This is a genomic window from uncultured Agrobacterium sp. (assembly GCF_913777885.1).
Taxonomy (GTDB): Bacteria; Pseudomonadota; Alphaproteobacteria; order Rhizobiales; family Rhizobiaceae; genus Agrobacterium.
Window position 1 is genome coordinate 53,664 of the sequence record NZ_CAJYTV010000005.1, and the last position, 23,719, is coordinate 77,382.

General features: G+C 57.5%; 18 protein-coding genes and 1 pseudogene. 12 read left to right on the forward strand and 7 right to left on the reverse strand.

Translation table 11 applies throughout. The annotated features are described in order from the left end of the window. Positions 1-33 precede the first annotated feature (33 nt). The 3 genes from QZ869_RS04475 (at position 34) to ubiA (ending at position 4,802) form a co-directional block, all read left to right on the forward strand. Positions 34-2,346 (forward strand): Tex family protein, encoded by a 2,313-nt coding sequence (locus tag QZ869_RS04475; protein ID WP_296102730.1) that lies wholly within the window; start codon positions 34-36, stop codon positions 2,344-2,346. A gap of 152 nt (positions 2,347-2,498) precedes the next feature. Beyond that, positions 2,499-3,755 (forward strand): cyclopropane-fatty-acyl-phospholipid synthase family protein, encoded by a 1,257-nt coding sequence (locus QZ869_RS04480; RefSeq protein WP_296102734.1) that lies wholly within the window; start codon positions 2,499-2,501, stop codon positions 3,753-3,755. 93 nt (positions 3,756-3,848) lie between these two features. Continuing rightward, the gene (gene ubiA, locus QZ869_RS04485; RefSeq protein WP_296102736.1) at positions 3,849-4,802 is read left to right on the forward strand and encodes a 4-hydroxybenzoate octaprenyltransferase; all 954 of its coding nucleotides are present in this window, start codon (positions 3,849-3,851) and stop codon (positions 4,800-4,802) included. A gap of 84 nt (positions 4,803-4,886) precedes the next feature. Here ubiA and QZ869_RS04490 read toward each other — a convergent pair whose 3' ends face one another. The 4 genes from QZ869_RS04490 to QZ869_RS04505 form a co-directional block, all read right to left on the reverse strand. Then, positions 4,887-5,453, reverse strand: coding sequence for a DUF6101 family protein (locus tag QZ869_RS04490; RefSeq protein WP_296016712.1), 567 nt, complete (start codon positions 5,451-5,453; stop codon positions 4,887-4,889). 525 nt (positions 5,454-5,978) lie between these two features. After that, on the reverse strand, positions 5,979-7,409 hold the full coding sequence (locus QZ869_RS04495) for an FAD-binding oxidoreductase (protein WP_296102739.1): 1,431 nt from the start codon (positions 7,407-7,409) through the stop codon (positions 5,979-5,981). Positions 7,410-7,442: 33 nt separating this feature from the next. Beyond that, positions 7,443-8,420 (reverse strand): L-threonylcarbamoyladenylate synthase, encoded by a 978-nt coding sequence (locus tag QZ869_RS04500; protein ID WP_296102741.1) that lies wholly within the window; start codon positions 8,418-8,420, stop codon positions 7,443-7,445. Positions 8,421-8,609: 189 nt separating this feature from the next. Further along, positions 8,610-9,221, reverse strand: a complete 612-nt coding sequence (locus QZ869_RS04505; protein ID WP_296102743.1) for a DUF6656 family protein — start codon at positions 9,219-9,221, stop codon at positions 8,610-8,612. A 325-nt stretch (positions 9,222-9,546) separates the two neighbouring features. On the opposite strand from QZ869_RS04505, the gene QZ869_RS04510 reads away from it, so the two are divergent. The 4 genes from QZ869_RS04510 (at position 9,547) to QZ869_RS04525 (ending at position 13,253) form a co-directional block, all read left to right on the forward strand. Then, positions 9,547-10,791, forward strand: coding sequence for an aromatic ring-hydroxylating dioxygenase subunit alpha (locus QZ869_RS04510; RefSeq protein WP_296101124.1), 1,245 nt, complete (start codon positions 9,547-9,549; stop codon positions 10,789-10,791). A gap of 5 nt (positions 10,792-10,796) precedes the next feature. Further along, the gene (locus tag QZ869_RS04515) at positions 10,797-11,879 is read left to right on the forward strand and encodes a hybrid-cluster NAD(P)-dependent oxidoreductase (RefSeq protein WP_296016937.1); all 1,083 of its coding nucleotides are present in this window, start codon (positions 10,797-10,799) and stop codon (positions 11,877-11,879) included. A 181-nt stretch (positions 11,880-12,060) separates the two neighbouring features. Then, positions 12,061-12,531: a BA14K family protein gene (locus QZ869_RS04520; RefSeq protein ID WP_296016703.1), complete on the forward strand. Its 471-nt coding sequence runs from the start codon at positions 12,061-12,063 to the stop codon at positions 12,529-12,531. Positions 12,532-12,749: 218 nt separating this feature from the next. Beyond that, positions 12,750-13,253 (forward strand): BA14K family protein, encoded by a 504-nt coding sequence (locus tag QZ869_RS04525; protein WP_296016702.1) that lies wholly within the window; start codon positions 12,750-12,752, stop codon positions 13,251-13,253. A gap of 58 nt (positions 13,254-13,311) precedes the next feature. On the opposite strand, the gene QZ869_RS04530 is transcribed toward QZ869_RS04525, so the two are convergent. Further along, the gene (locus tag QZ869_RS04530) at positions 13,312-14,307 is read right to left on the reverse strand and encodes a transporter (protein ID WP_296041335.1); all 996 of its coding nucleotides are present in this window, start codon (positions 14,305-14,307) and stop codon (positions 13,312-13,314) included. Between the two features lie 216 nt (positions 14,308-14,523). On the opposite strand from QZ869_RS04530, the gene QZ869_RS04535 reads away from it, so the two are divergent. The 3 genes from QZ869_RS04535 to QZ869_RS04545 all read left to right on the forward strand — a co-directional run bounded on the left by QZ869_RS04535 (position 14,524) and on the right by QZ869_RS04545 (position 17,497). Continuing rightward, a complete protein-coding gene (locus QZ869_RS04535; RefSeq protein WP_296102746.1) occupies positions 14,524-16,308 on the forward strand; it encodes an acyl-CoA dehydrogenase in 1,785 nt (594 codons plus the stop codon). 11 nt (positions 16,309-16,319) lie between these two features. Beyond that, positions 16,320-17,078 carry a crotonase/enoyl-CoA hydratase family protein gene (locus QZ869_RS04540; protein WP_296102749.1) on the forward strand — a complete coding sequence of 253 codons (759 nt, stop codon included), beginning with the start codon at positions 16,320-16,322 and terminating at the stop codon, positions 17,076-17,078. 89 nt (positions 17,079-17,167) lie between these two features. Further along, the gene (locus QZ869_RS04545) at positions 17,168-17,497 is read left to right on the forward strand and encodes a hypothetical protein (protein ID WP_296102751.1); all 330 of its coding nucleotides are present in this window, start codon (positions 17,168-17,170) and stop codon (positions 17,495-17,497) included. A 6-nt stretch (positions 17,498-17,503) separates the two neighbouring features. Here the strand turns inward: QZ869_RS04545 and QZ869_RS04550 are convergent, their stop codons facing one another. Both QZ869_RS04550 and QZ869_RS04555 read right to left on the reverse strand, forming a co-directional pair. After that, a complete protein-coding gene (locus tag QZ869_RS04550; protein ID WP_296102754.1) occupies positions 17,504-18,754 on the reverse strand; it encodes a class I SAM-dependent RNA methyltransferase in 1,251 nt (416 codons plus the stop codon). After that, entirely contained in the window at positions 18,751-19,503 is a 753-nt protein-coding gene (locus QZ869_RS04555) for a TlyA family RNA methyltransferase (protein WP_296041324.1), read from the reverse strand. The genes QZ869_RS04550 and QZ869_RS04555 overlap by 4 nt, the downstream gene beginning before the upstream one ends. A gap of 257 nt (positions 19,504-19,760) precedes the next feature. Here QZ869_RS04555 and QZ869_RS04560 point away from each other — a divergent pair, with 257 nt between their 5' ends. Both QZ869_RS04560 and QZ869_RS04565 read left to right on the forward strand, forming a co-directional pair. Continuing rightward, complete coding sequence (locus QZ869_RS04560) at positions 19,761-21,794, forward strand: methyl-accepting chemotaxis protein (RefSeq protein ID WP_296102758.1); 2,034 nt, start codon at positions 19,761-19,763, stop codon at positions 21,792-21,794. A gap of 1,341 nt (positions 21,795-23,135) precedes the next feature. Then, positions 23,136-23,719, forward strand: a pseudogene (locus QZ869_RS04565) (ice nucleation-like protein); the annotation flags it as partial.

Genomic DNA, 23,719 nt, shown 5'->3' on the forward strand with positions numbered 1-23,719 from the left:
CGGCCAGATTTCAAGAACAGTTTAGAGCCCCATATGTCCGTAGATAACGCCCGTCTCTCATCCCTTATCGCCTCCGAGATCAACGCCCGCGCCGAGCAGGTGAAGGCGGCGATCCAGCTTCTGGATGAGGGCGCGACCGTTCCCTTCATCGCGCGCTACCGCAAGGAAGTTACGGGCGGTCTGGACGACACCCAACTTCGCACTCTGGCAGAGCGACTGTCCTACCTACGTGAGTTCAACACCCGCCGCGCGACGATTGTCGAATCTATCAATGGTCAGGGCAAGATGACCGATGACTTGATGCTGAAAATCATGCAGGCTGTGACCAAGGCTGAACTGGAAGATCTCTATCTCCCCTATAAGCCAAAGCGCCGAACTAGAGCGGAAATTGCCCGAGAGCGTGGCCTTGGCCCTCTGGCTGAAGCGATATGGGACAATCGCGCGGCCAATCCGACAGAGCTCGCTAAAGACTATGTGGTGGGAGAGGTCGCCGATGTTAAGGCAGCACTCGAGGGCGCGCGCGATATCGTCGCCGAGACCATGACGGAGAATGCTGAGCTCTTGAAACGGCTGCGCGAGTATATGCGCCAGAATGCCATGCTGCGTGCCAAAGTGGTAGAGGGCAAGCAGGCAACCGGTGAGAAGTTTTCCGACTATTTCGACCATGTCGAAAAATGGGCGACGGCGCCGGGGCACCGGGCGCTCGCCATGCTGCGCGGCTGGAATGAGGAGGTGCTGACGCTGACAATCGATGTGGACGCCGACGATCCGTCTCCCATCAAGCCGGCACACCGCAGCATTGCTTCCGCCTTCGATATCCGCAACGCCGGAGCTGCCGATCAATGGCTGATGGAGGTTGCGGGCTGGACCTGGCGCGTCAAGCTGTCCATGTCGCTGTCGCTGGATTTGATGCGAGAATTGCGCGAGCGAGCCGAAGAGGAAGCAATTCATGTTTTCGCGCGCAACCTGAAAGACCTTCTTCTAGCAGCGCCGGCCGGATCTCGTCCGACGATGGGGCTCGATCCAGGCATCCGTACTGGCGTCAAGGTTGCTGTCGTGGATGGCACGGGCAAGCTCGTCGAGACAACCACGGTCTACCCGTTCCCGCCAAAGAACGACATTCGCGGCGCACAGGCCGAACTCGCCTCGCTCATCCGCAAGCACGGCGTCGAACTGATCTCCATCGGAAACGGTACTGGCAGCCGCGAAACCGAAAAGCTCGTGGCCGATATGCTGACGCAGATCACCGGGCCGAAACCGACCAAAGTGATCGTATCGGAGGCAGGCGCTTCGATCTACTCGGCGTCCGAGCGCGCGGCGGCAGAGTTCCCTAACCTCGATGTTTCACTGCGCGGTGCCGTTTCGATTGCCCGTCGTCTGCAGGATCCACTCGCCGAACTCGTCAAGATCGAGCCGAAGTCCATCGGCGTCGGGCAGTATCAGCACGACGTCGATCAGGGCAAACTGTCGCGCTCTCTCGATGCGGTGGTGGAAGACGCGGTGAATGCGGTCGGGGTCGATCTTAATACCGCGTCGGCGCCGCTGCTTGCGCGCGTCTCTGGTCTTGGGAGCTCGATTGCCGATGCCATCGTGCTGCATCGGGATCAGGTCGGGCCGTTCGCCAGCCGCAAGGAGTTGTTGAAGGTGCCGCGTCTCGGCCAGCGCACCTTCGAGCAATGCGCCGGCTTCCTGCGGATTCCAAATGGCAAGGAGCCGCTCGATTCATCCTCCGTCCACCCGGAAGCCTATGATGTGGCAAAGAAGATCGTCGCCGCCTGCGGGCGCGACCTTAGAACCGTCATGGGTGACAGCGCCACTTTGAAGTCGCTCGACCCCAAGCGTTTCATCGATGATCGTTTCGGCCTGCCGACCGTCAAGGACATCATCGCCGAGCTGGAAAAACCTGGCCGCGACCCGCGCCCGAGCTTCAAGACCGCGACCTTTGCAGAAGGTGTCGAAGAGATCACTGACCTAAAGCCTGGCATGCTGCTGGAAGGCACTGTCACCAACGTGGCCGCCTTTGGCGCCTTCGTCGATATTGGCGTTCACCAGGATGGCCTGGTGCATGTCAGCCAGTTGGCGGACCGTTTCATCAAGGATCCGCATGAGGTGGTGAAGGCCGGAGACGTCGTCAAAGTTCGTGTGGTTGAAGTCGATGTAAAGCGCAAGCGGATCGGTCTCACGATGCGAAAGGACGGTGGCGAGGCAGCGCCTCAGCCAATGCGCGAAAAGGGCAATGCCAATGTCATGCGCCACGCCAGCGCAAAGCCGACGGACCGCGCCGAGCCTGCGCAGTCCGGAGGCGCGTTGGCGGCGGCTTTGGCGGAGGCCATGAAGCGCCGTTGATTTGCATAAAATGGCTCTTACCCACTGAGTAAGGGCCGTTTTGTTCCACGAAATCAATCAGTATTTTTGAAACTACCCCGTCTTGCAACTCTGGCGGAAAGAGATACGGTAACAGGCACTTGATAAGTGAGACTTAGCTTATTGGGGGTAATATGGCCTCGTCTCTGCATTCCCTGCTTGATAAAATCGTCAAGACCGGAAACCTGATCGTCACGGGTCCAAGCGGTCTTCAGTCCTTCGGAGACGGACGCGGCAAGCGCGTCGCACTGAGCTTCAGTGATGAGCACGCGATGGACGAAATCGCCGCCGACCCGGCACTGAAGCTTGCCGAAATGTACATGGAAGGCCGAATGTCGGTCGTCGAAGGCGACATCTACGACTTCCTGGCCCTGATCAAAAGCAATACGCTCTCTGAAGCCTTGACGTTCGGCATGGTCTGGCGTGGTATGGCGCGCATCATCGCCTCGCGCATCAAGATGCATTTGCCCGTCAATCACAACAAGCAGAATGTCGCCCATCATTATGATTTAAGCGCCAAGCTTTTCGATCTCTTTCTCGATCAGGACTGGCAATATTCCTGTGCCTATTTCAATCCTACTGGCCTCACCCTCGATGAGGCGCAGGTGGCGAAAAAGCGTCACATCGTTGCCAAGCTCATGCCGGAGCCGGGACACCGCGTTCTGGAGATCGGCTCCGGCTGGGGCGGAATGGCAATGTATCTGGCTGAAAGCTCGGGCGTTGACGTAACGGGTATTACGCTCAGTGAAGAGCAACTGCGCGTCTCACGGGATCGGGCAGAAAAACGGGGGCTGACCGATATCGTGCGTTTCCAGCTGCAGGATTATCGCTACCTCCCGCCCGATACGAAATATGACCGCATCGTTTCCGTTGGCATGTTCGAACATGTCGGACCCACCCATTACCGGGAGTATTTTCAGAAGGCGGCGGAGGTGCTGGAAGACGACGGCGTCATGCTTTTGCACTCCATCGGTCAACCATATCCGGCCCTCGCTACCAACCCCTTCATCGAAAAATATATTTTCCCTGGCGGATACATTCCCTCCCTGGCGGAAGTTCTGCCGGCCATCGAGAAGGCAGGCTTACTGGTCAAGGATATTGAAATCCTGCCGATGCACTACGCCCACACTCTACGCCACTGGCGTGAACGTTTCGTCGCTCGCAAGACCGATGCTCTCGCCCTTTACGATGAGCGTTTCTTCCGTATGTGGGAATTCTATCTGGCCGGCTCGGAAATGGCGTTCACTCACGAGAATTTCCACATCTTCCAGATCCAGCTTGCCAAACGTGGCGGTGTCGTGCCGGATAATCGTGATTACATCGCGCGCAACGAAGCGCTGCTGATGGAGTTCGAAAAGACGAGGGCATCGCTCGAGAAAGTCGTTTTTTGATCCATATCTGTAACAAGTCGCGGGTGATGATAGCCTTAACAAAAGCTTAAATCCGAGCTACCGCTTCACTTGCCCATGGGGTAGAAGGCTGGCATGGTTCACCATAGCGATCTTTCCGGCCGCGTTTCGGACGCGCCTTCCAACAATTGGGTCTATCGGATATTGCCGAGGGCTCTCTGGCCCTATGCTCAGCTTGCCCGTTGGGATCGCCCCATCGGTTGGCAGCTTTTAATGTGGCCTTGTTTCTGGTCCGCAGCTCTGGCTGCCAATGCGGCAAAGCAGGTCGGTTCGTTCTCCTGGGGCACGCTGCTCTTCCATCTCTTCTTATTTTTCGCGGGCTCGGTGGCCATGCGCGGCGCGGGGTGTGCCTATAATGATCTGGTCGATCACAAGATCGATATGGCGGTAACCCGCACCCGCTCCAGACCGCTGCCGTCGGGTCGCGTGACGCGAACCCAGGCCAAGATATTCATCGTGGCCCAGGCGCTTGCCGGGCTGATTGTTCTGCTTTGCTTCAACAGCTTTGCGATCCTGCTCGGCCTCTCGTCTCTGATTTTCGTGGCGATTTATCCCTTCGCCAAGCGCTTTACCAACTGGCCGCAGTTTTTCTTAGGACTTGCCTTCTCGTGGGGCGGGCTGATGGGTTGGGCCGCACAATTCGGCTCGCTAAACGCCGCGCCTTTGCTGATTTATATCGCAGCCATTGCCTGGACCGTCGGATATGACACAATCTACGCTCACATGGACAAAGATGATGACGTAGCCGTTGGCATCGGCTCCACGGCTCTCCTGTTCGGAGATCGGACACATGGTGCACTGGTGGCGCTTTATGGCACAGCCCTTATATGTCTCGTTCTGGCGTTTGCGGTCGCGAATATTAACGCGCTTGGGTATGTCGGGCTCATAGCTGCCGCCGCTATGCTGTTTTATCAGGTGAGGGCTCTGGATATCGAGAACGTGGAAAAGTGCCTGGCTCTCTTCAAGTCCAATAACCGCGTTGGCTTGCTCGTCTTTGCAGGTCTGATATTGCCGCTAATTCTCTCATGACGAAAAGCCCGGACGCGGTGCGCGCGTGCCGGGCCTGCTTTCGTCCGCACTCGTAACGCCGGCTGAACAGCGGCGTTACGTGGATCAGGTGCGGGCGATGATTTCTTTGCCTTCGATCCGCATCGTCAGGCCGAGCGAACCGGTGCTACGACGTACGAGAAAGCGCGGACGTCGATCGGCGAAATAGGAGTGGCGACGGCGCGGACGCGTAGACTTCGTGCGCACATGGCCGAGATGATCTTCGAGAGGGCGGGCAACACCGTCGGCTTCTACCATCAGCATAGGGATATTGTACTTTTCCGACCAGCTGCGCCAATCAGCGGCGATGTCGCACAGATCGTGCGCCACCAAGAGCGGAATGCACAGGTCTGGATCGTCGTGATGAAGTTCGAGCGTGACCGTTACACCGCCATCGCCATGGTCGATCGCGCGGGCGGCAACACCCTTGAAAGCGCGTGCAGGCAGGGCGAAGGACAGCGGTAGACCGCTGGAATGAAGAACCTTGCGTAGAACGGCGCCGCGCTCATCGAGCGTGATGGCGACATCCGACGAACCATTGCTGTTGCCATAGGTCAGCTGCTGCGGGAACCGCGTCGGATCGAGCCGGAGAGTTGCGCCTGCCCATTCGGGCTTCAGAACGGTGTTGTTCATATCATGCTATCCTTGTTTTACCTGAGAGCCGTTTCATGGCCTCGTCCGGGACTTTTCGTCCTCTGATAGGTGGAAGATAGCCAGCGCATCTTCGAAACAGCTTAAAAATCGAGGTTAAGAAAACTTTGCATTCCCAAATGGTTAGCAAAACCCAGCCGCGTAAGGTTTCGGATTCCTGAATTGGGACGATCGTGCATTATCCGGCGCACGGACCGCACGGATCGACGAAGTGTTTGGAAAAACACCAGGGATCGGCCTGAGCGCATTTCCGCAAATGCACTTCAACAGGTGTGAAGGAAGGGGGTAATAGCCAAAGCTGGCGCGGCCAAAAATGAGCGTGGAGACGCACTCCACAGCATCAAAATACAATGCTCAGCTTGAGGGTGATAGAAAGTACGACATGCGAGAAGGATGCGGCTTCATCTGAAGCGTTTCAGGTTATGCGTCGCCGCTTCGACGCCGGTCAATGCGGCAACAACAAAGACACAGAGCATTATAGACGATCGCGTGATCGCTGCACATGCCCTAGGAAACGACAACCTTGCCGGGATTCATGATGCCTGCCGGATCGAAGGCTGTTTTGATGCGGCGCATCAGCTCCATTTCGATTGCCGGGCGGATGGCCGCCAGCTCGTCTCGCTTCAATTGCCCGATGCCGTGTTCCGCTGAAATCGAGCCACCGAAAGACAGAACAATGCCGTGGACGATCTCGTTGATCTCTCTCCAGCGGGCGAGGAAGGCGCTCTTGTCGGCACCGACCGGTTGGGAGATGTTGTAATGGATGTTGCCATCGCCCATGTGCCCGAATGCGCAGATACGCGCATCTGGAATGGCGCGTAAGACGGCGCTTTCCGCTTCGTCCATGAAGGCCGGAACATGCGAAACCGGAACCGACACGTCATGCTTGATGGAACCGCCTTCCGGCTTCTGGGCGTCCGACATGCTCTCGCGCATGTGCCACAGCGCCTGACGCTGGCTCTCGGACGAGGCGATGACGGCATCCTGAACGATGCCTGCCTCAAAACCCTGTTCCAATAGGGTTTCCACCATCGTCTGCGCGGTGCCTGCCGAGTCGGAGCTTGAGATGTCGATCAGCGCATACCAGGGATGCGGCGTTTCGAGCGGATCGCGCACGCCGGGAATGTGTTTTGCGGTGAATTCGACGCCGATGCGAGGCATGAGTTCGAAGCCGGTTAATGCAGAGCCGCAAAGAGTGGATGCGCGCTCGAACAGTTTGAGCGCATCCGCTGGCGACTTGAGACCGGCAAAGGCGACCTGATGGCCAAGCGGTTTTGGAAAGAGCTTTAGCACCGCGCCAGTGATGATGCCGAGCGTGCCTTCGGAGCCGATGAAAAGATCACGCAGATCGTAACCCGTATTGTCCTTCTTCAGGCGGCGCAGGCCGTCCCAGATCTCGCCGGTGGGCAGAACGACTTCCAGCCCCAGACATAGCTGGCGCATATTGCCATAGGCCAGCACCGCAGTGCCGCCCGCATTGGTGGCAAGGTTGCCGCCGATGCGGCACGAGCCTTGCGAGCCGAGTGAAAGCGGAAACATCCGCTCAACCTTCTCGGCGGCCTTATGAACCTCGTCCAGGATGCAACCACCATCAACAACGATGACATTGGCGACGGGATCGATATCGCGAACCTTGTTCATGCGGTCGAGAGACAAAATGACGTCGCTAGCGCCACTGCGGGGCGTCTGACCTCCGACCAAACCGGTATTGCCGGTCTGGGGTACGATAGCCGTGCGGCTCTCGCTGGCGAGCTTCATGATGGCTGCGACCTCCTGCGTCGTGGAGGGGCGCAACAGAAGTGGAGAGGTGCCGTGATACAGCCCGCGGTTCTCGACAAGGTGGGGCGCGAGATCGGAAGCCTCACGTAGCGCATTTCTTTCACCGACGATGCCTGCAAAGCGGGAAATCAGTGCGTCGGGCAAGCTTACAGGCGTCATGATCACTTCTCCGGATGTAATCGTCAGATGGGGTCAGGATCGGGGCGCGGCAGCGCGCTCCAGCCTGTCGTTGATCGCTTCGCCAAGGCCTGTCGATGGAATGGGTGTTATGGCAATCGTGTTCGCGCCACTGGCATCGGCCAGTTTAAGGTAGTCGAAAAGATTGGCGGCAGCCTCGGCAAGGTTCCTCGAGGGACTGAGATCGAAGACGGCGACCGCATTGGCCTCTCCCTCCACCGCCTGTCCCCCGAAGCGGATCAACGCCTCGCCCTTCTGGACCGAGGACGCCTTCAACCGAACCGATGCGCCCGGTGCGTAATGGGAGGCGAGCATGCCGGGGGCCTCTATCGCGGCTGATGCTGCCGCCGGGCGTATCAGCTTGACGCCAATGACGCGCTCTATTTCATCTGCTACCAATCCGCCTGGACGCAGGAGGCGTACCGAGCTGTCGCTCTCTACCTTGATGATAGTGGATTCGACGCCGACCGGTGCGGAACCACCATCTAGAATCAGATCTATCTTCTGTCCGAGATCCGCCTCCACATGCGCCGCACTGGTGGAACTGATCTTGCCGGAACTATTAGCGCTCGGCGCAGCAAGTGGTTTGCCGAGCTTTTCGATCAGCACGCTGGCAAAACCCTTCGGCAGGCGGATGCCGACCGTTTCGAGACCGGCCGTCGCCAGCGAATGAATGGGGCTGTCTTGTCTCAAGGGCAGGATAAGGGTCATTGGCCCAGGCCAAAAGGCCGCCGCCAGCCTGCGGGATATCGGATCAAAGACCGCATGTTGCTCTGCCATGGCGACGCTGGCCATATGGCAGATCAGCGGATTGAACTGTGGGCGCCCCTTGGTTTCGTAGATGCGGGCAATGGCTGCGGGATTGGTTGCGTCTGCCGCAAGGCCGTAAACCGTTTCTGTCGGTATGGCGACTGGAAGCCCGGCCTTGAGGATGCGGACCGCCTCTTCCAGTGCTTCGCCGGGTTGCTCCTCGATATCGATATGTCGCGCCATTCTTGAAGGCCCCTTGCTTGGAAACAGCGTCTTAAAGCATCCCGCCCAGATGTGTGAAGCTGTTTTGCAAAGAAGACTTTGCAAAAACCGGCAGGCGCATGCTTGCAGGAAGGATAGGAGCGATCGAGGCACGCACGCGGGTTTTCATGTGTATGAAGCGCGTTCAGAACAGGGCTGGACGATAGGGCTTCACATGTGGCGAATGAAATCGCGCATCTTCTCCGAGCGCGTTCCCAGCATCAATACGTTTTTCAAGGCTTCTTTCGGATCTTGCGTCTGGAACAGCAAGCCGCCGCGATGAACCGATTTGTCGATCGTCACGTTCTTACCGCCGTTGTCGGCCTGCATGGCGACGGCGAAATACATGCGGGAGCGACTCTGGTCGATCTTGCCGAAGAACTGGTCTTCGCCACACAGTTCGGCAAAGAAATTGGCAAGGTAGAATGACCAGAGCACCGGCTTGCGCGTATCGAAACTGGTTCTCGATGCAGTTACATGGCAATAGCCCAGATGTGGACTGTCTTCGATCAGCCTGTGAAAAATCATGTCGGGGAAGTGGATCGTATGGTGAAAGCTGTTCAGCCGCGAGTAGGTCGTGGAGCCTGCCTCCTGCAAGCGACGGCCGGTGATCTCCGCCACTTTCTCATGGGAGAGCAGGCGTCGCTCCTGCGAGAACGGCATGTCTTTGTAACGGGCGATGCGTCCGGTACGCAGGAATTCGGAATGCGCCGTCTTCGTACGTTCAGCAGCCGTCTGAGGCCTTTTTACATCGACATAACGGATCCGGGTTCCCTTTTCCAAATCCATATCCCCCTTGAAACATAAGAACTTTTTGCCAGATTTGGGTTAACGCCCGGTTTCCGATGAAAACAAGGAATAGAATTGGGTCGCAGACACAGGCGGTCGTAATGCGACGCAGTCGGCTTCAAGATGTGTCGCAAGTCGCTGTTTTATATAGTGAAATTATTAGATAACACTTTTGCGCACGATGTCGCAATTTGTCGTCAATGCGGGATTGAATGTCGCGCAATGTGGTGCTGGAAAAAGACGTCAATGATTAGATCAATCCACACCATGCGGCCGGATTCATCGGGTGGGGCCGCAGTATATATTCGAGGACATGGCCATGGAACTGCGTGAAACCGTATTGCGCCAATTGAAGAATCGCCGCGAAGGCTTCAGCCTTGAGCAGCCATTTTATACCGATCAGGATTACTTCCAGCTCGACATGGAAACCATCTGGTATCGCGATTGGCTGTTTGTGGGTCATGACTGCGAAGTGCCGAAGTCCGGCATGTATTTCACAGTTCAGGTCGGCAACTATGCTGTGGTGATCGTTCGCGGCAAAGACGGCACCGTGCGCGCATTCCACAATTCCTGCCGCCATCGCGGTTCGCGCGTTTGCACGAGTGAGAAGGGCCAGTCCGCCCGTTTGGTCTGTCCTTACCATCAGTGGACATACGATCTCGATGGTAAGCTGCTTTTTGCCCGCCATATGGCAGAAAACTTCAACAAGGATGATTATGGCCTGAAGCCGATCGCCTGCGAAACGGTTGCCGGTTACGTCTTCATCTGCCTGGCTGACCAGCCCATGGATTTCGCGCCAGTGCGTGCCGAGGTCGAGGCTTACATGAAGCCGCACCGCGCCTGGGAAGCCAAGGTAGCCCATGAAAGCACCATCATCGAAAAGGGCAACTGGAAGCTCGTCTGGGAAAACAATCGCGAGTGCTACCACTGCGCGGCCAACCATCCTGAGCTTTGCCGCACCTATCCGGAAAACCCGAGCGTCACCGGCACAGATGGTGGCGCCAGCGATCCCGAAATCGGCGGCCATTGGGCGCGCTGCGAAGCGGCAGGGCTGCCGAGCCGTTTCAAGATCGACCCGAAGGGCCAGTTCCGCGTGGCCCGCATGCCGCTGATTGGTGAGGCCGAAAGCTACACCATGTCCGGTAAGCCTGCGGTTCGTCGCCCGTTGTCTGACGATGTGACCATCAGCCACATCGGCGCGCTGCTGCTCTTCCATTATCCGACGACCTGGAACCACTTCCTCGGCGACCACATGATTTCCTTCCGCGTGCTGCCGCTCGGTCCGCAGGAAACCATGGTGACCACCAAGTGGCTCGTTCACAAGGACGCCGTGGAAGGCGTCGACTACAATCTCGAAGACCTGACCCATGTCTGGAACGAAACCAACGATCAGGATCGCCGGATCGTCGAGGAAAATGCCTTCGGTATTCGCTCGCCGGCGTATGAGCCAGGTCCTTATTCCATGGAAGACGAAGGCGGCGTCATGCAGTTCGTCAATTGGTATGCCGACTTCATGATCGACCGGTTGTCGGGCGACAAGAAGAAGCTTTCCGCAGTAGCTTGATGCAGATGACCATGGCTGTGACCTATAAGCATATCGATGAGATGAAGCCCTGGAGCGACAAGCTTCATATGCTGGAGTGTATTTCGGTAACCCCCGAAACGCCCGATGTGATGACGTTCCTGTTTCGCTCCAATGACACGAACTGGTTTCGCTACATTCCGGGACAGTTCGTGACGCTGGAACTGCCGGTCGGGCCGGAGCCGCTGTTCCGGACCTACACGCTGTCATCCACACCGTCTCGTCCCTATGCCGTGGCGGTCACGGTCAAGGCACAGAAGAACTCGATCGGCACCCGGTGGATGTTCGACAACCTTAAGCCGGGAATGAAGATCCGCGCGCTTGGTCCTCTGGGTGACTTCTCCTACGTTAAGCACCCGGGCGACAAATACCTGTTCATCTCGGCAGGCTCTGGCGTCACACCAATGATGTCGATGGTGCGCGACATGTGCGATCGCGCGCCCCAGAGCGACATCTCCTTTATCAATTGCTCTCGCACGCCCGCTGACATCGTTTTTCGCCATGAGCTAGAATATCTCGCGCGCTACATGCCGAACCTGTCGCTGGGGTTCATCGTCGAGTCCTGTGGTCGTACTGATCTCTGGTCAGGTCTGAAGGGCTTCGTCGACAAGGCGAAGATTGCGCTCCTGTCTCCTGACTTCATGGATCGCACGGTGTTTTGCTGTGGGCCTGAACCATTCATGGCTGCGGTCAGCTCCATGCTCGAAGCCTCAGGCTTCGACATGACACGCTACCATCAGGAAAGCTTCGCGCCTGCCGCACCGCCGGTTGCCGTTGGAGAAACGGCACTAGAAGCCGATGGTGAGGCGATGACGACCGTCGGCTTCACGCTCTCCGGCAAGGAGGTGCCTTGTCAGCCCGGACAAACGGTTCTGATGACTGCGAGATCGGCCGGCGTTCGCATCGGTGCGGCTTGCGAATCCGGCATCTGCGGCACCTGCCGCGTCCTGAAGCTGTCGGGAGAGGTCGAGATGAACCACAATGGCGGCATCCTCGACGAGGATATTGCTGAAGGCTATATCCTGGCCTGTTGCTCAAGGCCGCTCACTGACGTCAAGGTGGAGGCGTAAAGCCTCTACCCACCTTATCGCTTCCGGAAATCGGCATTCGCTGCCAAGTCTATGGAACGAGTTCCTAGTTCTTCCGTTTCTAAAATGTCTAAGGCTGTGTCACTGCGGGCGTTTTTCCGCGTTTCTGCCGAAGGATATAAAAACAGCACAACATCAATGTGCAAAGAAACGGAGGAAATTCATGCTGAATTTGCGGAAGACGAGCCTCGCCACCGCTTTTGTCATGGTCCTGACGAGCTTTACGCCATCGCAGGCCTTTCAGGTCCCAACACCTATCCCGGCACCCGTTGCTGCCCAGGATCACGTCGTAGACGTGCAATATCGCGATTGGCGTGACCGTCGTGACTGGCGTCAGCGGCACGGTCGCGACTGGCGTAACCATCGCGAGTACCGTCGCCAGGGCTTCTATAACGGTCACCGCGGCTATCGCGAACGCCGTCCAGGCTATCGTTACCATAACGGTTACTGGTTCCCGCTTGCAGCCTTTGCAGCTGGCGCGATCATCGGCGGCGCAACGAATCAGGCGCGCCCTTCCTACGGCAGCAGCCATCAACAGTGGTGCGCGAACCGGTGGCGCTCTTATCGCGCTTATGACAACAGCTATCAGCCCAATAACGGACCACGCCGTCAGTGCGTTTCGCCCTATAGCTGAAACCGTTGATTTGGAAGGCCCGGCTTGTCCGGGCCTTCTGCCGTCTAGCAGCAATCCGTTCAAGTATCTGTGATCGTCTCGTTAATGCTGCATTCAGGCTGGGTTTCCTAACGTGAGTATAAGGCGAGTCCACGCCGTTAAAAATGGATAAACAGGAGAATAATCGTCGTAGTTCACCCCGTTCGGTTGAGTATCCGGACGCGAATGGAGAAGGTCAGATGAAGAATTACATGAAAGCTATTTTGGCTGCCGGCCTTTCTGCAGTTGTGGCTGCTGGATCTATTGTGCCAGCGCAGGCCATGCCGATTGTGCCCGCAGCACCTTCAGCGCCCCAGGCCGACAACAATATCGTCAACGTCCAGTACTGGCGCGATCGTGGCTATTACCGCGACTATGGCCCAGGCTACTATCGGGGCCATCGTGGCTACCGCGATTACCGTCCTGGCTATCGTCGCCACAATGGCTACTGGTTCCCGTTGGCAGCCTTTGCGACAGGCGCTATCGTCGGCGGCGCACTGGCGCAGCCACGCGAGGTATATCGCCCTGTTCCGGAATATCGTCCTCGCCCGGTCTACCGCGAGTATCGTCCGGTTGTGCGCGGTGGCGTGAGCCAAGCCCACGTGAACTGGTGCTACGGTCGCTACCGTTCGTACGACGCCCGTAGCAACACGTTCCAGCCTTACCACGGTCCGCGCCAGACCTGCTACTCGCCGTACGGCTGATCGGACAAGGGTATATTATTGATAAGAGCCGTCTCGCATTCGCGGGGCGGCTTCTTTGTTAAATGATGCCGACACGTCGCAGCAGGAACCATGCCAGAAGACTGGACGCTATGATGAATCCGCCCGCGTAAAGCGTACCGTTCCCACCATCGATAAACGGCAGTGCGCTGGTGTTCATGCCGAAGAAGCCAGTGACGAGCGTGGGTGGCAATAGAAACGCCGTCATGATCGAGAGGATGTAGAGATGGCGGTTGGTTTCCGAAGACAGTTTAGAGTCGATTTCTTCATGCAGCAGACGCGCTCGCTCCTGCAGCGCATAGACATCGTAATCGACAGACTCCAGCCGGCTCGTCAGTCGCCCGGCAATTTCTTCAAAACCGACAGGCATGTCATCTTCATCGGCCGCTGATGCGCGCCGCATCAGGGTCAGCACCGTGCGCAGATGCCGATGCAGTCGCACGACGGTGCGTCGCACAGGCGCAAGCCTGCGCCTCTCATCCCGCGGCGTGGTGTCATAGACATAGTCTTCGATTGCGTTGAGTTCTTCGGTCGTCTCCATGACCAGGTTGATCAGGCTGCGCTGGAACTCCGCCACCAGCGCTTCGAAAATATGAGACGGCGTGGAGTAGCGCTTTGAGTTCTTGTCGATGGCGGCGCGCAGTCGGTCAACGGATCGTAGCGGCTGAAGCCTCGTCGTAATGATGAAGCGATCCGTAAGGGCAAAATGCAGCCAGCCAAGATCGCGTGTTTCCTGATCGAACTCACGCTGAAAGTCGACAAGCGTGCCGTAAAGCGCGCCCTCATCGACGGTGATCGAAGGGTGCGTCTCATGGGTGGTCAGGCTGGCGCGGAGATTCTCATCCAACCCCTGGATGGCTTCAAGAAAGGTCGCCACCCGCGTGTCTGCCAGATTGAGGTGCAGCCAGAAAAATCCGTCGTGGCTCTGTAAGTCTTCCCAACGGGCGCTGGGCGCCAGTCGGGTACAAGACAGATTTCCCGGCTGGAAGCGGTAGGCCCAGACAAGGCCGGGAATGGCGGGGTACTGTATATCCATATGTCAGTCCTGAAAGCCGGAGTCTTGGACGGCGAGATCGAGCAGACGCAAGGGGCTCTTGCTGCTCTGAAGGCTGGTGATGCTGCGCAGAGTTTTATGACAGTTTCATAACAAGCGCGATCCCATTGGCGGCAAATTTGAAATTGACGTTTACGTAAAAATCAATTAGCCCGTAGAGACATTGGATTGTAGGCAGACGCTTCGGGAGGAGGCAGGATGTATACCGCGCCGGTAGACGATATCGCTTTTACGTTGAAACACGTTGCAGGGCTGGGCGATGCTCTTCAGAGCGGTGCGCTCGGTGATCTCGATGAAGATCTCGTCGATGCCATTCTCCAGGAAGCAGGGCGTTTCGCGACGGAAGAGGTCGCTCCGCTCGCGGAAGTTGGCGATCGTCAGGGTTCACGCATGGTGGATGGTGAGGTTCGCACGCCGGATGGGTGGGCTGGGCTATATCATCGCTGGGCGGAAGGTGGCTGGAACGGCCTGACGGCCCCTGAGGAATTTGGCGGGCAGGGCCTGCCTCACATGCTCAATGTCGCAGCACTCGAGATGTGGAACTCGGGCTCCATGGCGTTCGCTCTTTGCCCGACGCTCACCATGGGCGCGGTCGAAGCCATTTCTGCTCATGGCAGCGAGGAGCTGAAAGCCGCCTATCTCGAAAACCTCGTTAGCGGCAAATGGACGGGCACCATGAACCTGACGGAGCCGCAAGCCGGCTCCGATTTAGCGGCGCTCAAGGCCAGAGCAGAACGTGCCCAAGACGGTACATACCGCATTTTTGGCCAGAAGATTTACATCACATGGGGTGAACACGACGCTGCCGAGAACATCATTCATCTGGTGCTTGCCCGCCTTCCGGATGCACCTGCCGGCACGCGCGGCATCTCGCTCTTCCTCGTGCCGAAATTCTTGCCCGATGCGGCCGGCAACCCGGGTGAACGCAACGATCTGTTCTGCCATGCGCTGGAGCATAAACTCGGAATTCACGGCTCGCCCACCTGCACGATGATTTTTGGCGATGGCCGTTTCGGTCAGGAGAAAGGTGCGATCGGCTGGCTGGTCGGTGAGGAGAACAAGGGTCTCGCCTGCATGTTCACCATGATGAACAATGCGCGCCTTGCGGTCGGTATGCAGGGTGTGGCGATTTGCGAAGCCGCCACGCAGAAGGCAATTCAATACGCCAATGAGCGGACCCAAGGCAAAGCGCCGGGAACGAAGGCCACGGGCATGAGCCCGATCATCGAGCATCCGGATATCGCCAGAACGCTGCTCACGATGAAGGCGCTGACGCAAGGTTCTCGCGCCATAAGCTTCGCCTGCGCTCACGCGATCGACATGAGCCATGCGGAAAGCGGTGCTGGAACGCAGAAGTTGTGGCAGGAGCGTGCAGCCCTTCTAACGCCGATTGCCAAGTCCTTCTCCACCGATGCCGGTGTGGATGTGGCGTCCCTCGGTATTCAAGTACACGGTGGCATGGGCTTCATCGAGGAGACCGGTGCGGCCCGCTATCTGCGCGACGCTCGTATCGCTCCGATCTATGAAGGCACAAATGGCATCCAGGCTATCGACCTCGTCATGCGCAAGCTGCCGCTTTCCGAGGGTCATCACGTTCGGGGCTTCATCAACGAGTTGAAGGAAATCGCCGAAGCCGTTCGTGCATCGAACAAGCCGGAACTGGGCGACACCGCACGCTATCTGGACCAGAGCATCGCCGACCTCGAAGCTGCCACCGACTGGCTACTTGAGGCCCAGGCCAAGGGAGAGGCAGCATCAGCACTTGCCGGTGCCACGCCCTACCAGCGGCTCTTTGGTCTTACCCTGACGGGCGTCTATCTCGCCAAGGGCGCGCTGGCTTCTGTTGATGACGGTAATGGTGCCAAGCGAGCATCGCTTTGCCGCTTTGCCGCTGAAAACCTCCTGGCGGAAACGGCTGCCTTAAAGGACCGCGTGGTGTCGGGTGCTGCGAGCCTCGAAGCCGCACGCGCTGTGCTTGCCTGAGGAGGTTGCTGATGTCTGAAGACCATATCCTTCTCGAACGTCCGCAGGCCGCACCTGGTGTGCAGGTCATCCGGTTCAACCGTCCGGACAAGAAGAACGCCATCACAGATGCGATGTATCGCAGCTTGATCGATGCCTTGACGGCGGCCAACGCCGACGCTGATATTCGCGTCATCACCTTTCTCGGTACGCCGGGATGTTTCTCGGCTGGCAACGACATGGCCGATTTTCTCGGGTTTGCCATGTCCGGCGGCAAGGGCAGGCTCGCTGCCGCAGACTTTCTGCACACGCTCGTTGGCGTCGAAAAGCCTATTGTCTCCGGCGTTGATGGCCTTGCTATCGGCATCGGCACGACACTGAACCTGCACTGCGATCTGACGCTTGCCTCCAGCCGCAGCCTGTTCAAGACACCCTTCGTCGATCTGGCGCTGGTGCCAGAAGCCGCATCAAGTCTTCTGGTTCCGCGCATCGCCGGCCATCAGCGGGCATTCGCGCTGCTGGCTGCAGGTGAGGGTTACTCCGCCGAACAGGCGCTTGCGGCGGGCTTGATCTGGAAGATTGTCCATGAGGCGGAGTTGGAGGCGGAAACGCTCAAAACTGCCGCTCATCTTGCATCCAAGCCGCCGCAGGCGCTGAAGATCGCTCGTGATCTGGTGCGTGGCGATATCGACGCTATCCGAAAGAGGATCGATGAGGAAATCGTCCACTTTGCAGCCCAGCTTCAGAGCGCGGAGGCGAGAGCGGCATTCGAAGCATTCATGCGTCGTTAAGGCTTAGCGAAGAAAGGCGGCGACCTTTACGGAACGGGAAGTGTTTCCGGTTATTCGATCAGCATCTTTACTGTTGGGAGAAGGCCGTCATGATGCGCAAAACCGCTCTTGCAATGATCGCACTAATGTCCGTATCCGGCGTTGCGGAGGCGGGCCTGCTTCAGTCGTTTAAAACGCCGTTGCCTGCACAGAGCGATGTGGTGCTGGTGCAGGACTTTAACAGTAGCTCGCAACGCAGCAACCAGAACCAGAACAATGGTTGGGACCGCCGCCAGCCGCGTTTCGTCTGCGTCATCACCCCGCCGGACAGTGCTGAGCGCTCGCGCCCCTATGTCTGCCCCGTCCAACAGGGCAGGGTTGGCGGTCGTTGCCGCTGCTCTGGCGTTGTCGGCAGCGGCAATATCGATACCGCCTGGTAAAAAGCCTTATTTTTCCAGCGTCACGACCGCCTCGACATGCGGCGACCAGAGGAACTGGTCGATCGGCGTAACGTTCGTAATGCGATAACCGCCCTCGACCAGGATAGAAAGATCGCGTGCCAGAGACAGCGGATTGCAGCTGACGGCAACGATCTTCTTCACTGTGCTGCGAGCAAGTTCCTTGCACTGCGCTTCAGCACCGGCTCTCGGCGGATCAAAGACGACGGCGTCGTACACCTTCAGTTCCTTGGCAATCAGCGGATGTCGGAAAAGATCGCGCCGTTCGATCGTGACCGGCTTCAGGCCGGGGGTGTTGCGTGCGGCAAAATCCAGCGCCTTCAATGGCTTGTCTTCGGCTTCCACACCATGCACCTTGCCGATGCGCGCCAGCCGTAGCGTAAAGGTTCCGGTACCGCAGAACAGATCGGCGATCCGCTTCGATTTGCCGATATGTTCCAGCACACGTTCGGCCATAGCGTCTTCCGCCACCTTGGTTGCCTGAAGGAAACTGCCAGCGGGAGGAGCGACCTTGACGCTGCCAAACTCGATGACCGGCTTTTGCGGCTCGATGAGAATTTCTCCTGACAGCGATACGCGGGCGATACCGCGCATGGAAAGAACCGTTTCGGTCAGTGCCCGACGCTGCTTGTCATTGACTGATTTGATGCCGTCCACGGCAATATCGAGCCCAGATAGCGTCTCCAGCACTGTCATGCGGAAAGGTTCGGCATTGGACGCCAGCGGCAGGCCGATTGCGCGGATTGCATCCAGCCTCGATACGATGGCAGGTGACGCGATGGGACATTCTTCGATCGCAACAATATGGTGGCTATTGGCCTGGCTGAAGCCGAGAAGAAGTCCTTTCTCGGTTTTGCGTGCGGTGAAGACGACGCGACGGCGCTCACCGGGCCGACAGATCACCAGTGGCGCGACCTCGGCATCCAACCCTTTGGAGCGCAGCGCGGAGACGACGAGGTTGCGTTTGAAGGCGTGATAGGTTTCGTCCGCCACATGTTGAAGCGAACAGCCCCCGCAAGTGCCGTTCTTGCCATCCGGCCCGAAATGACGGCAGGCGGGCTCACGTCTCTGCTCCGACGCCTCGGTGATCGACATGATCGTTCCCTGGTCTTTCACTCGGGCGATCGCGACTGTTTCCCCCGGAAGGGAGAAGGGCACGTAGACCGTGCCTTCAGGGCAATGTGCGATGCCGTCGCCCTGGGCTCCCAGACTATGGATCTTGACGGTCTGCGTGCTCATGGCTTTCTGCCTCCGAGAAGGAATTCTACATTGCCATCCCCACCCGCAATCGGGGAGGGTATAAGGCCAAGGCTTTCCCAGCCCATATCTTCGGTCAGCCAGCGTTCCAGCTCTGCGGCGACTTGCGGCGCTGTCTCCGGCTCTTTCAAAAGACCAGCCTTGCTGATCGCATCACGGCCTGCCTCGAATTGCGGCTTGACGAGAAGCACGGCGAGCGCGCCTTCGACTGCGAGATCGAGCGCGGGCGCCAGCGCAAGCTTCAGCGAGATGAAGGAGACATCCGACACGATGAAGCTGATCTCGCGACCGTCGATATCGTCCTGTGTCAGGAACCGCGCATTCAGCCCCTCGATGCTGGTCACGCGTGGATTGTTCTCCACCCGTGGATGGATCTGCCCATGACCTACGTCGATCGCCGTCACGTGGCCAGCGCCGCGCTCCAGCAAAACCTCCGTAAAACCGCCGGTGGAGGCACCCACATCCAGGCACTCTTGGCCTTTCGGGTCCAGCTCGAAATGATCGAGTGCGGCAACGAGCTTCAAGGCGGCGCGCGAGACATAATCCTGCGCCGGATCGTCAATGGCGATCACTGCGGTCTCAGCGAAGCAGAGGCTTGGCTTGGTCACGATCTTGCCATTCACGCTGACGGTGCCGCGCGATACGGCATCGCGCGCGCGGGAGCGGCTTGCAAACAGGCCCTTGGCGACCAGGAGCTGGTCCAGGCGTTGGTTTTCAGATGTTTTGGTCATGGAGAGTGTCAATGACGGCCAATCGGGCGTAGCGCAAGCGGTTTGTGTCCGAGGGCTCTTGAAGACTTCGTTTACCCTGCCCGGCACTCCTCAGCTTTGTTTTTTTAGTACCTTCAGATTTAAGCAAAAATCAACCGCTTTGCAGCAGTTTGCGAAGCTGAAAAAAGAGCCGTCGCTGACATGAAGGTTAGGCCGGAAAACTTGTGGTTCGCGGTCTGATGACTGATGCGCGGTCCTGCGTCGAAGAAGAGTTGTCGATGTCTTTAAAAAATTTGCCTATCAATATCAAGCTGATGATGACCTTCGTCGCCTTGATGGGTGTGTGTCTGGTCGCATCGGCATTCGTTTTTCTTCAAACGCTAGACGCGCAGCATCTGTCTGAAACGCAAACTCGCACAGCTCAACTGATGCAGACGGTCGACGAAGCGAAAGCCGCCATGCTGGAGCAGGTGGTCAATCAGCGCGGCTTTCTGCTGTTCCGAAGCGACAGCACCTACAAAGACGTCTTCGCCCAGCGCGACGTGATGCTCGCGAAACTGAAAGAGGCACGCGGGTACGCCGCAGACCAACCAGATATTCTGAAATCCATCGACGAGATGGAAGCCACTGCGACTGTCTTCTTCAAGCAACTGGCCGAGCCGCAGATCGCCGCTCGCAAGACGACAGAAGCCCCGGTTTCCGAAATCATCGAGATCGGCCGCAACCAGGCCAAGGGCCAGGTCGATGGCTTCCGCGCCGCTGCCGACAAGATCAAAGAACAGCTCAACACGTTGACCAGGTTGGAGGTCGCTGCTCAGCAAGGCGCTCAGGCCAATCTTCAATATGCGCTGCTCGGTGGTGGTGCTGCAGCTGGCCTCGTTTCGGTTCTGTTGATCTGGGCGTTGTCGCGCGCCATCGTCACGCCCATCGTCGGCATGACGGATGCCATGAGCCGTCTTGCCAATGGCGATAACAATGTCGATGTCCCTGCGGTTGATCGCGGCGACGAAGTTGGGAAAATGGCTAAGGCCGTTCTGGTCTTCAAGGACAGCGCGATCGAGAAGCAGCGTCTTGCAGGTGAGACGGACCGCATGCGCTCCGCGACCGAAGCTGATCGTCGGCGCAACGATGCTGAAAAAGAGCGCGCCGAAGCTGAACAGGCTTTTGCCCGCGAAGAACTTGCCAAGGGTCTCCAGGCACTGGCCGACGGCAATCTCGACTATCGCATCGAAAAGCCGTTCACCCCGTTCGTCGAGCCGCTTCGTCTGAACTTCAACACCTCGCTCGATAGCCTGCAGCAGACATTGCGTAAGGTGGGCGAGAACGCTGCTGCAATTCATGCCGGCGCCGCCGAAATGCTGTCCGCAGCCGATGATCTGTCGCGCCGCACGGAACAGCAGGCAGCTTCCGTCGAACAAACCGCTGCTGCCCTGGAAGAAGTGACCACCACCGTTCGCGATAGCGCCAAGGGTGCTGAAGAAGCAGGAGCTCTGGTGCAGCGCGCCCGTGCCGGTGCCGAACAATCCGGTGCGGTCGTGCGTCGCGCCGTGGCCGCAATGCAGGAAATCGAAAAGTCTTCCGGCGAAATCACCAACATCATCGGTGTGATCGATGATATTGCCTTCCAGACAAACCTGCTCGCGCTGAATGCTGGTGTTGAGGCTGCCCGTGCCGGTGAGGCCGGTAAAGGTTTTGCCGTCGTCGCACAGGAGGTTCGCGAGCTTGCTCAGCGTTCCGCCAATGCCGCGAAGGAAATCAAGGCGCTGATCAGCAACTCAAGCAGATACGTTGAAAATGGCGTAGGCCTCGTCGACGAGACCGGCAAGGCGCTACAGATGATCGTCGCTGAGGTGGAAGAGATCAACGCTCATGTCAGCGCCATCGTCACGGCATCACGCGAACAGGCGACGGGCCTGCAGGAGATCAGTACTGCCGTCAACAGCATGGACCAGGGAACGCAGAAGAACGCCGCCATGGTCGAACAACAGACCGCAGCCAGCCATTCACTGGCTCGCGAGGCTGAGGCGCTGAACGGACTGATCGGCCAGTTCAACCTCGGGGCAGGGGCAGAACAGCGCATCGCGTCCTACATACCGCCCGCCACTCCCGTTGTCCCGCGTTCCGCCCCAGCGGCTTCCGCCAAGCCGCTCTATTCGACGAAGCCAAGCTTCACGCCCGCTGCTGTTAAGCCAACGGCACGCCCCGTAGCCTCGCCCGCGCGTGCGCTGGGCAATACGCTCGCCAAAGCCTTTGGAGCTTCGGCAGAAGCGGTACAGCCGAAAGCAAGCGAACAGAACTGGGAAGAGTTCTGAGAGCAGGCTCATCGCGAGCTCGCTGAACTGCCAATCCATGAAAACATATGGCAAGGCAGATATTAAAACCGTTACGGCGGATACAACAAAATGGTCCCAGATCTAGCGGACCTTTGAGCCCGCCGTACAACTCATGAAGTCTCTTTGAGCCGGAGATAATGTCCGGCTCTCGTGTCGCAGCATGCGCTGCGACCGACGGCGTTATGCCGGTGTCTGCGCGAAAAGCCGTCACACACGAAGGTATTGAACCGCACGAAGTGTCTCGACCCGCAGAGCATTCCCTTATTAGGCTCCCCCAATTCGCAACCTGATCCCGGTCCGTTCTTGTTTTCATTTTAAGACGTTCCGTGAACCTGATCTCGTCGCGCATCTAACGTGGAGCGGTCAAAATCAATGAAGGATGAGTTTTACCGAATCAGCACCCCGCGCTCGCCCTCCATCAAGATTTCAATGCCAGCCGCTTCATCGAAAGCTGACGGGATGCACTGTCAGACGATTGCACGTGAAAGTTTAGCCAGTGATATCGTGATGATCTGCTGATGCGACGGTGAGACGCAGTATATCTCGTAACGATATTGCTGGAAGAGTGATGATTACTGCCAGTATCAAGCCCGCGAGGGCATCCGATTGAATGTCCTAAACGGCGAATCATGCAGAAGAAAAACAACTTTACCGGGTTTTCTCCGTTAACTCACCCTGGGTGTCGGAACGGAAACCAACGCCCAGAAACCGTATTCATCGCAATTATAGTCCGATAAAGTCGACATTATATCTTAAAATCGATGTATTGTAATTCATTGATGTCAATATATTAAAAAAATATGCTTGTGTTTACCCCTTTTTTTTATGTCGTTATCTCTGTTGGCGGTTTACCTATTAATTTTCCGACGGGGTTTTCCTTGGAGAGGAAAAAGACTGCGTGAATGATTGAGAATCTGAGGCCGAATTGAAATTTTTCGCTCTTGATAGATGGTTAAAATGATGTAGGTGGCATAGTTTTCCTTTGAAATTTAGCGTTTGATTCGCAGAGATACATGTGTTTCAAGAATAATCAGATGCGTCACCAATATTAACTTGGCTTTAAATGTTTGCCTGATAAGACACCCTTAGAGTTAGGTTACTCAAGCAACCAAATTTATTAGCGTCATTCGCAATAACTAGCGTGGAAAATCCGGGCTTACCTCTCAGGCTCGAATTGCATGAAGCGGTTCCTACGCAGGTTCACATGAGCCATGTTCTCAACAATTTCGCTTCATTTGCACGTGTCGGATTCATGTCTATTTGGGCGATGTCTGACGGCAGATAGGCGTGACCAGTCGCCATCCGGTAAGGGACACGTTCATGACTTCCATTATTTCTTCGCTGTCTGCTGCGCAGATTTCAAAGCTTTCCACATCGACTATTGCGAGCTTGACCTCGGCGGACGTGAACGCTCTTGATAATACAAAAATCAAGGCCCTTAGTTCTTCGCAGATCGCAGCCCTTAGTACCGCGAATATCGCTTTGCTCGACTCTGAAGACATGCGCGCCATTTCGCCGAGCGCCGTCAAGGGTCTGACGCTGAATCAGCTGGAGGTGCTCAGCAGCGGCCAAGTCAGCAGCCTGAGTGCGGCGCAGGTCGTTGCTCTTTACACCAGTCAATTCGAGGCTCTTGGGACAAGCCAGATCGAGGCGCTTACCTCGGCGCAGGTTGCTGGCCTCACAGCAGCTCAGGTCGGCACACTCGACAGTGCCGAACTCGCGCTCTTCTCCACTGGCGAGATCGCATCCATCAGCGCGCAGGCGCTCTCCAGCCTCACCGCAGCGGCCCTGGAGAACCTCAGCACGGATAATGCTGCAGCGCTGACCAAGACGCAGGTAGCGGCTATGTCTTCTGGACAGCTGAACGCTCTGTCGTCGGACGCTCTGGCAACCTTCTCCTCCGA

Excerpts from the sequence above, each read along its gene's own strand:
- QZ869_RS04475 (WP_296102730.1), top strand. The coding sequence starts at position 34 with ATGTCCGTAGATAACGCCCGTCTCTCATCCCTTATCGCCTCCGAGATC.
- QZ869_RS04480 (WP_296102734.1), top strand. The coding sequence starts at position 2,499 with ATGGCCTCGTCTCTGCATTCCCTGCTTGATAAAATCGTCAAGACCGGA.
- ubiA (WP_296102736.1), top strand. The coding sequence starts at position 3,849 with ATGGTTCACCATAGCGATCTTTCCGGCCGCGTTTCGGACGCGCCTTCC.
- QZ869_RS04490 (WP_296016712.1), bottom strand. The coding sequence starts at position 5,453 with ATGAACAACACCGTTCTGAAGCCCGAATGGGCAGGCGCAACTCTCCGG.
- QZ869_RS04495 (WP_296102739.1), bottom strand. The coding sequence starts at position 7,409 with ATGACGCCTGTAAGCTTGCCCGACGCACTGATTTCCCGCTTTGCAGGC.
- QZ869_RS04500 (WP_296102741.1), bottom strand. The coding sequence starts at position 8,420 with ATGGCGCGACATATCGATATCGAGGAGCAACCCGGCGAAGCACTGGAA.
- QZ869_RS04510 (WP_296101124.1), top strand. The coding sequence starts at position 9,547 with ATGGAACTGCGTGAAACCGTATTGCGCCAATTGAAGAATCGCCGCGAA.
- QZ869_RS04515 (WP_296016937.1), top strand. The coding sequence starts at position 10,797 with ATGACCATGGCTGTGACCTATAAGCATATCGATGAGATGAAGCCCTGG.
- QZ869_RS04520 (WP_296016703.1), top strand. The coding sequence starts at position 12,061 with ATGCTGAATTTGCGGAAGACGAGCCTCGCCACCGCTTTTGTCATGGTC.
- QZ869_RS04525 (WP_296016702.1), top strand. The coding sequence starts at position 12,750 with ATGAAGAATTACATGAAAGCTATTTTGGCTGCCGGCCTTTCTGCAGTT.
- QZ869_RS04530 (WP_296041335.1), bottom strand. The coding sequence starts at position 14,307 with ATGGATATACAGTACCCCGCCATTCCCGGCCTTGTCTGGGCCTACCGC.
- QZ869_RS04535 (WP_296102746.1), top strand. The coding sequence starts at position 14,524 with ATGTATACCGCGCCGGTAGACGATATCGCTTTTACGTTGAAACACGTT.
- QZ869_RS04540 (WP_296102749.1), top strand. The coding sequence starts at position 16,320 with ATGTCTGAAGACCATATCCTTCTCGAACGTCCGCAGGCCGCACCTGGT.
- QZ869_RS04545 (WP_296102751.1), top strand. The coding sequence starts at position 17,168 with ATGATGCGCAAAACCGCTCTTGCAATGATCGCACTAATGTCCGTATCC.
- QZ869_RS04550 (WP_296102754.1), bottom strand. The coding sequence starts at position 18,754 with ATGAGCACGCAGACCGTCAAGATCCATAGTCTGGGAGCCCAGGGCGAC.
- QZ869_RS04555 (WP_296041324.1), bottom strand. The coding sequence starts at position 19,503 with ATGACCAAAACATCTGAAAACCAACGCCTGGACCAGCTCCTGGTCGCC.
- QZ869_RS04560 (WP_296102758.1), top strand. The coding sequence starts at position 19,761 with ATGTCTTTAAAAAATTTGCCTATCAATATCAAGCTGATGATGACCTTC.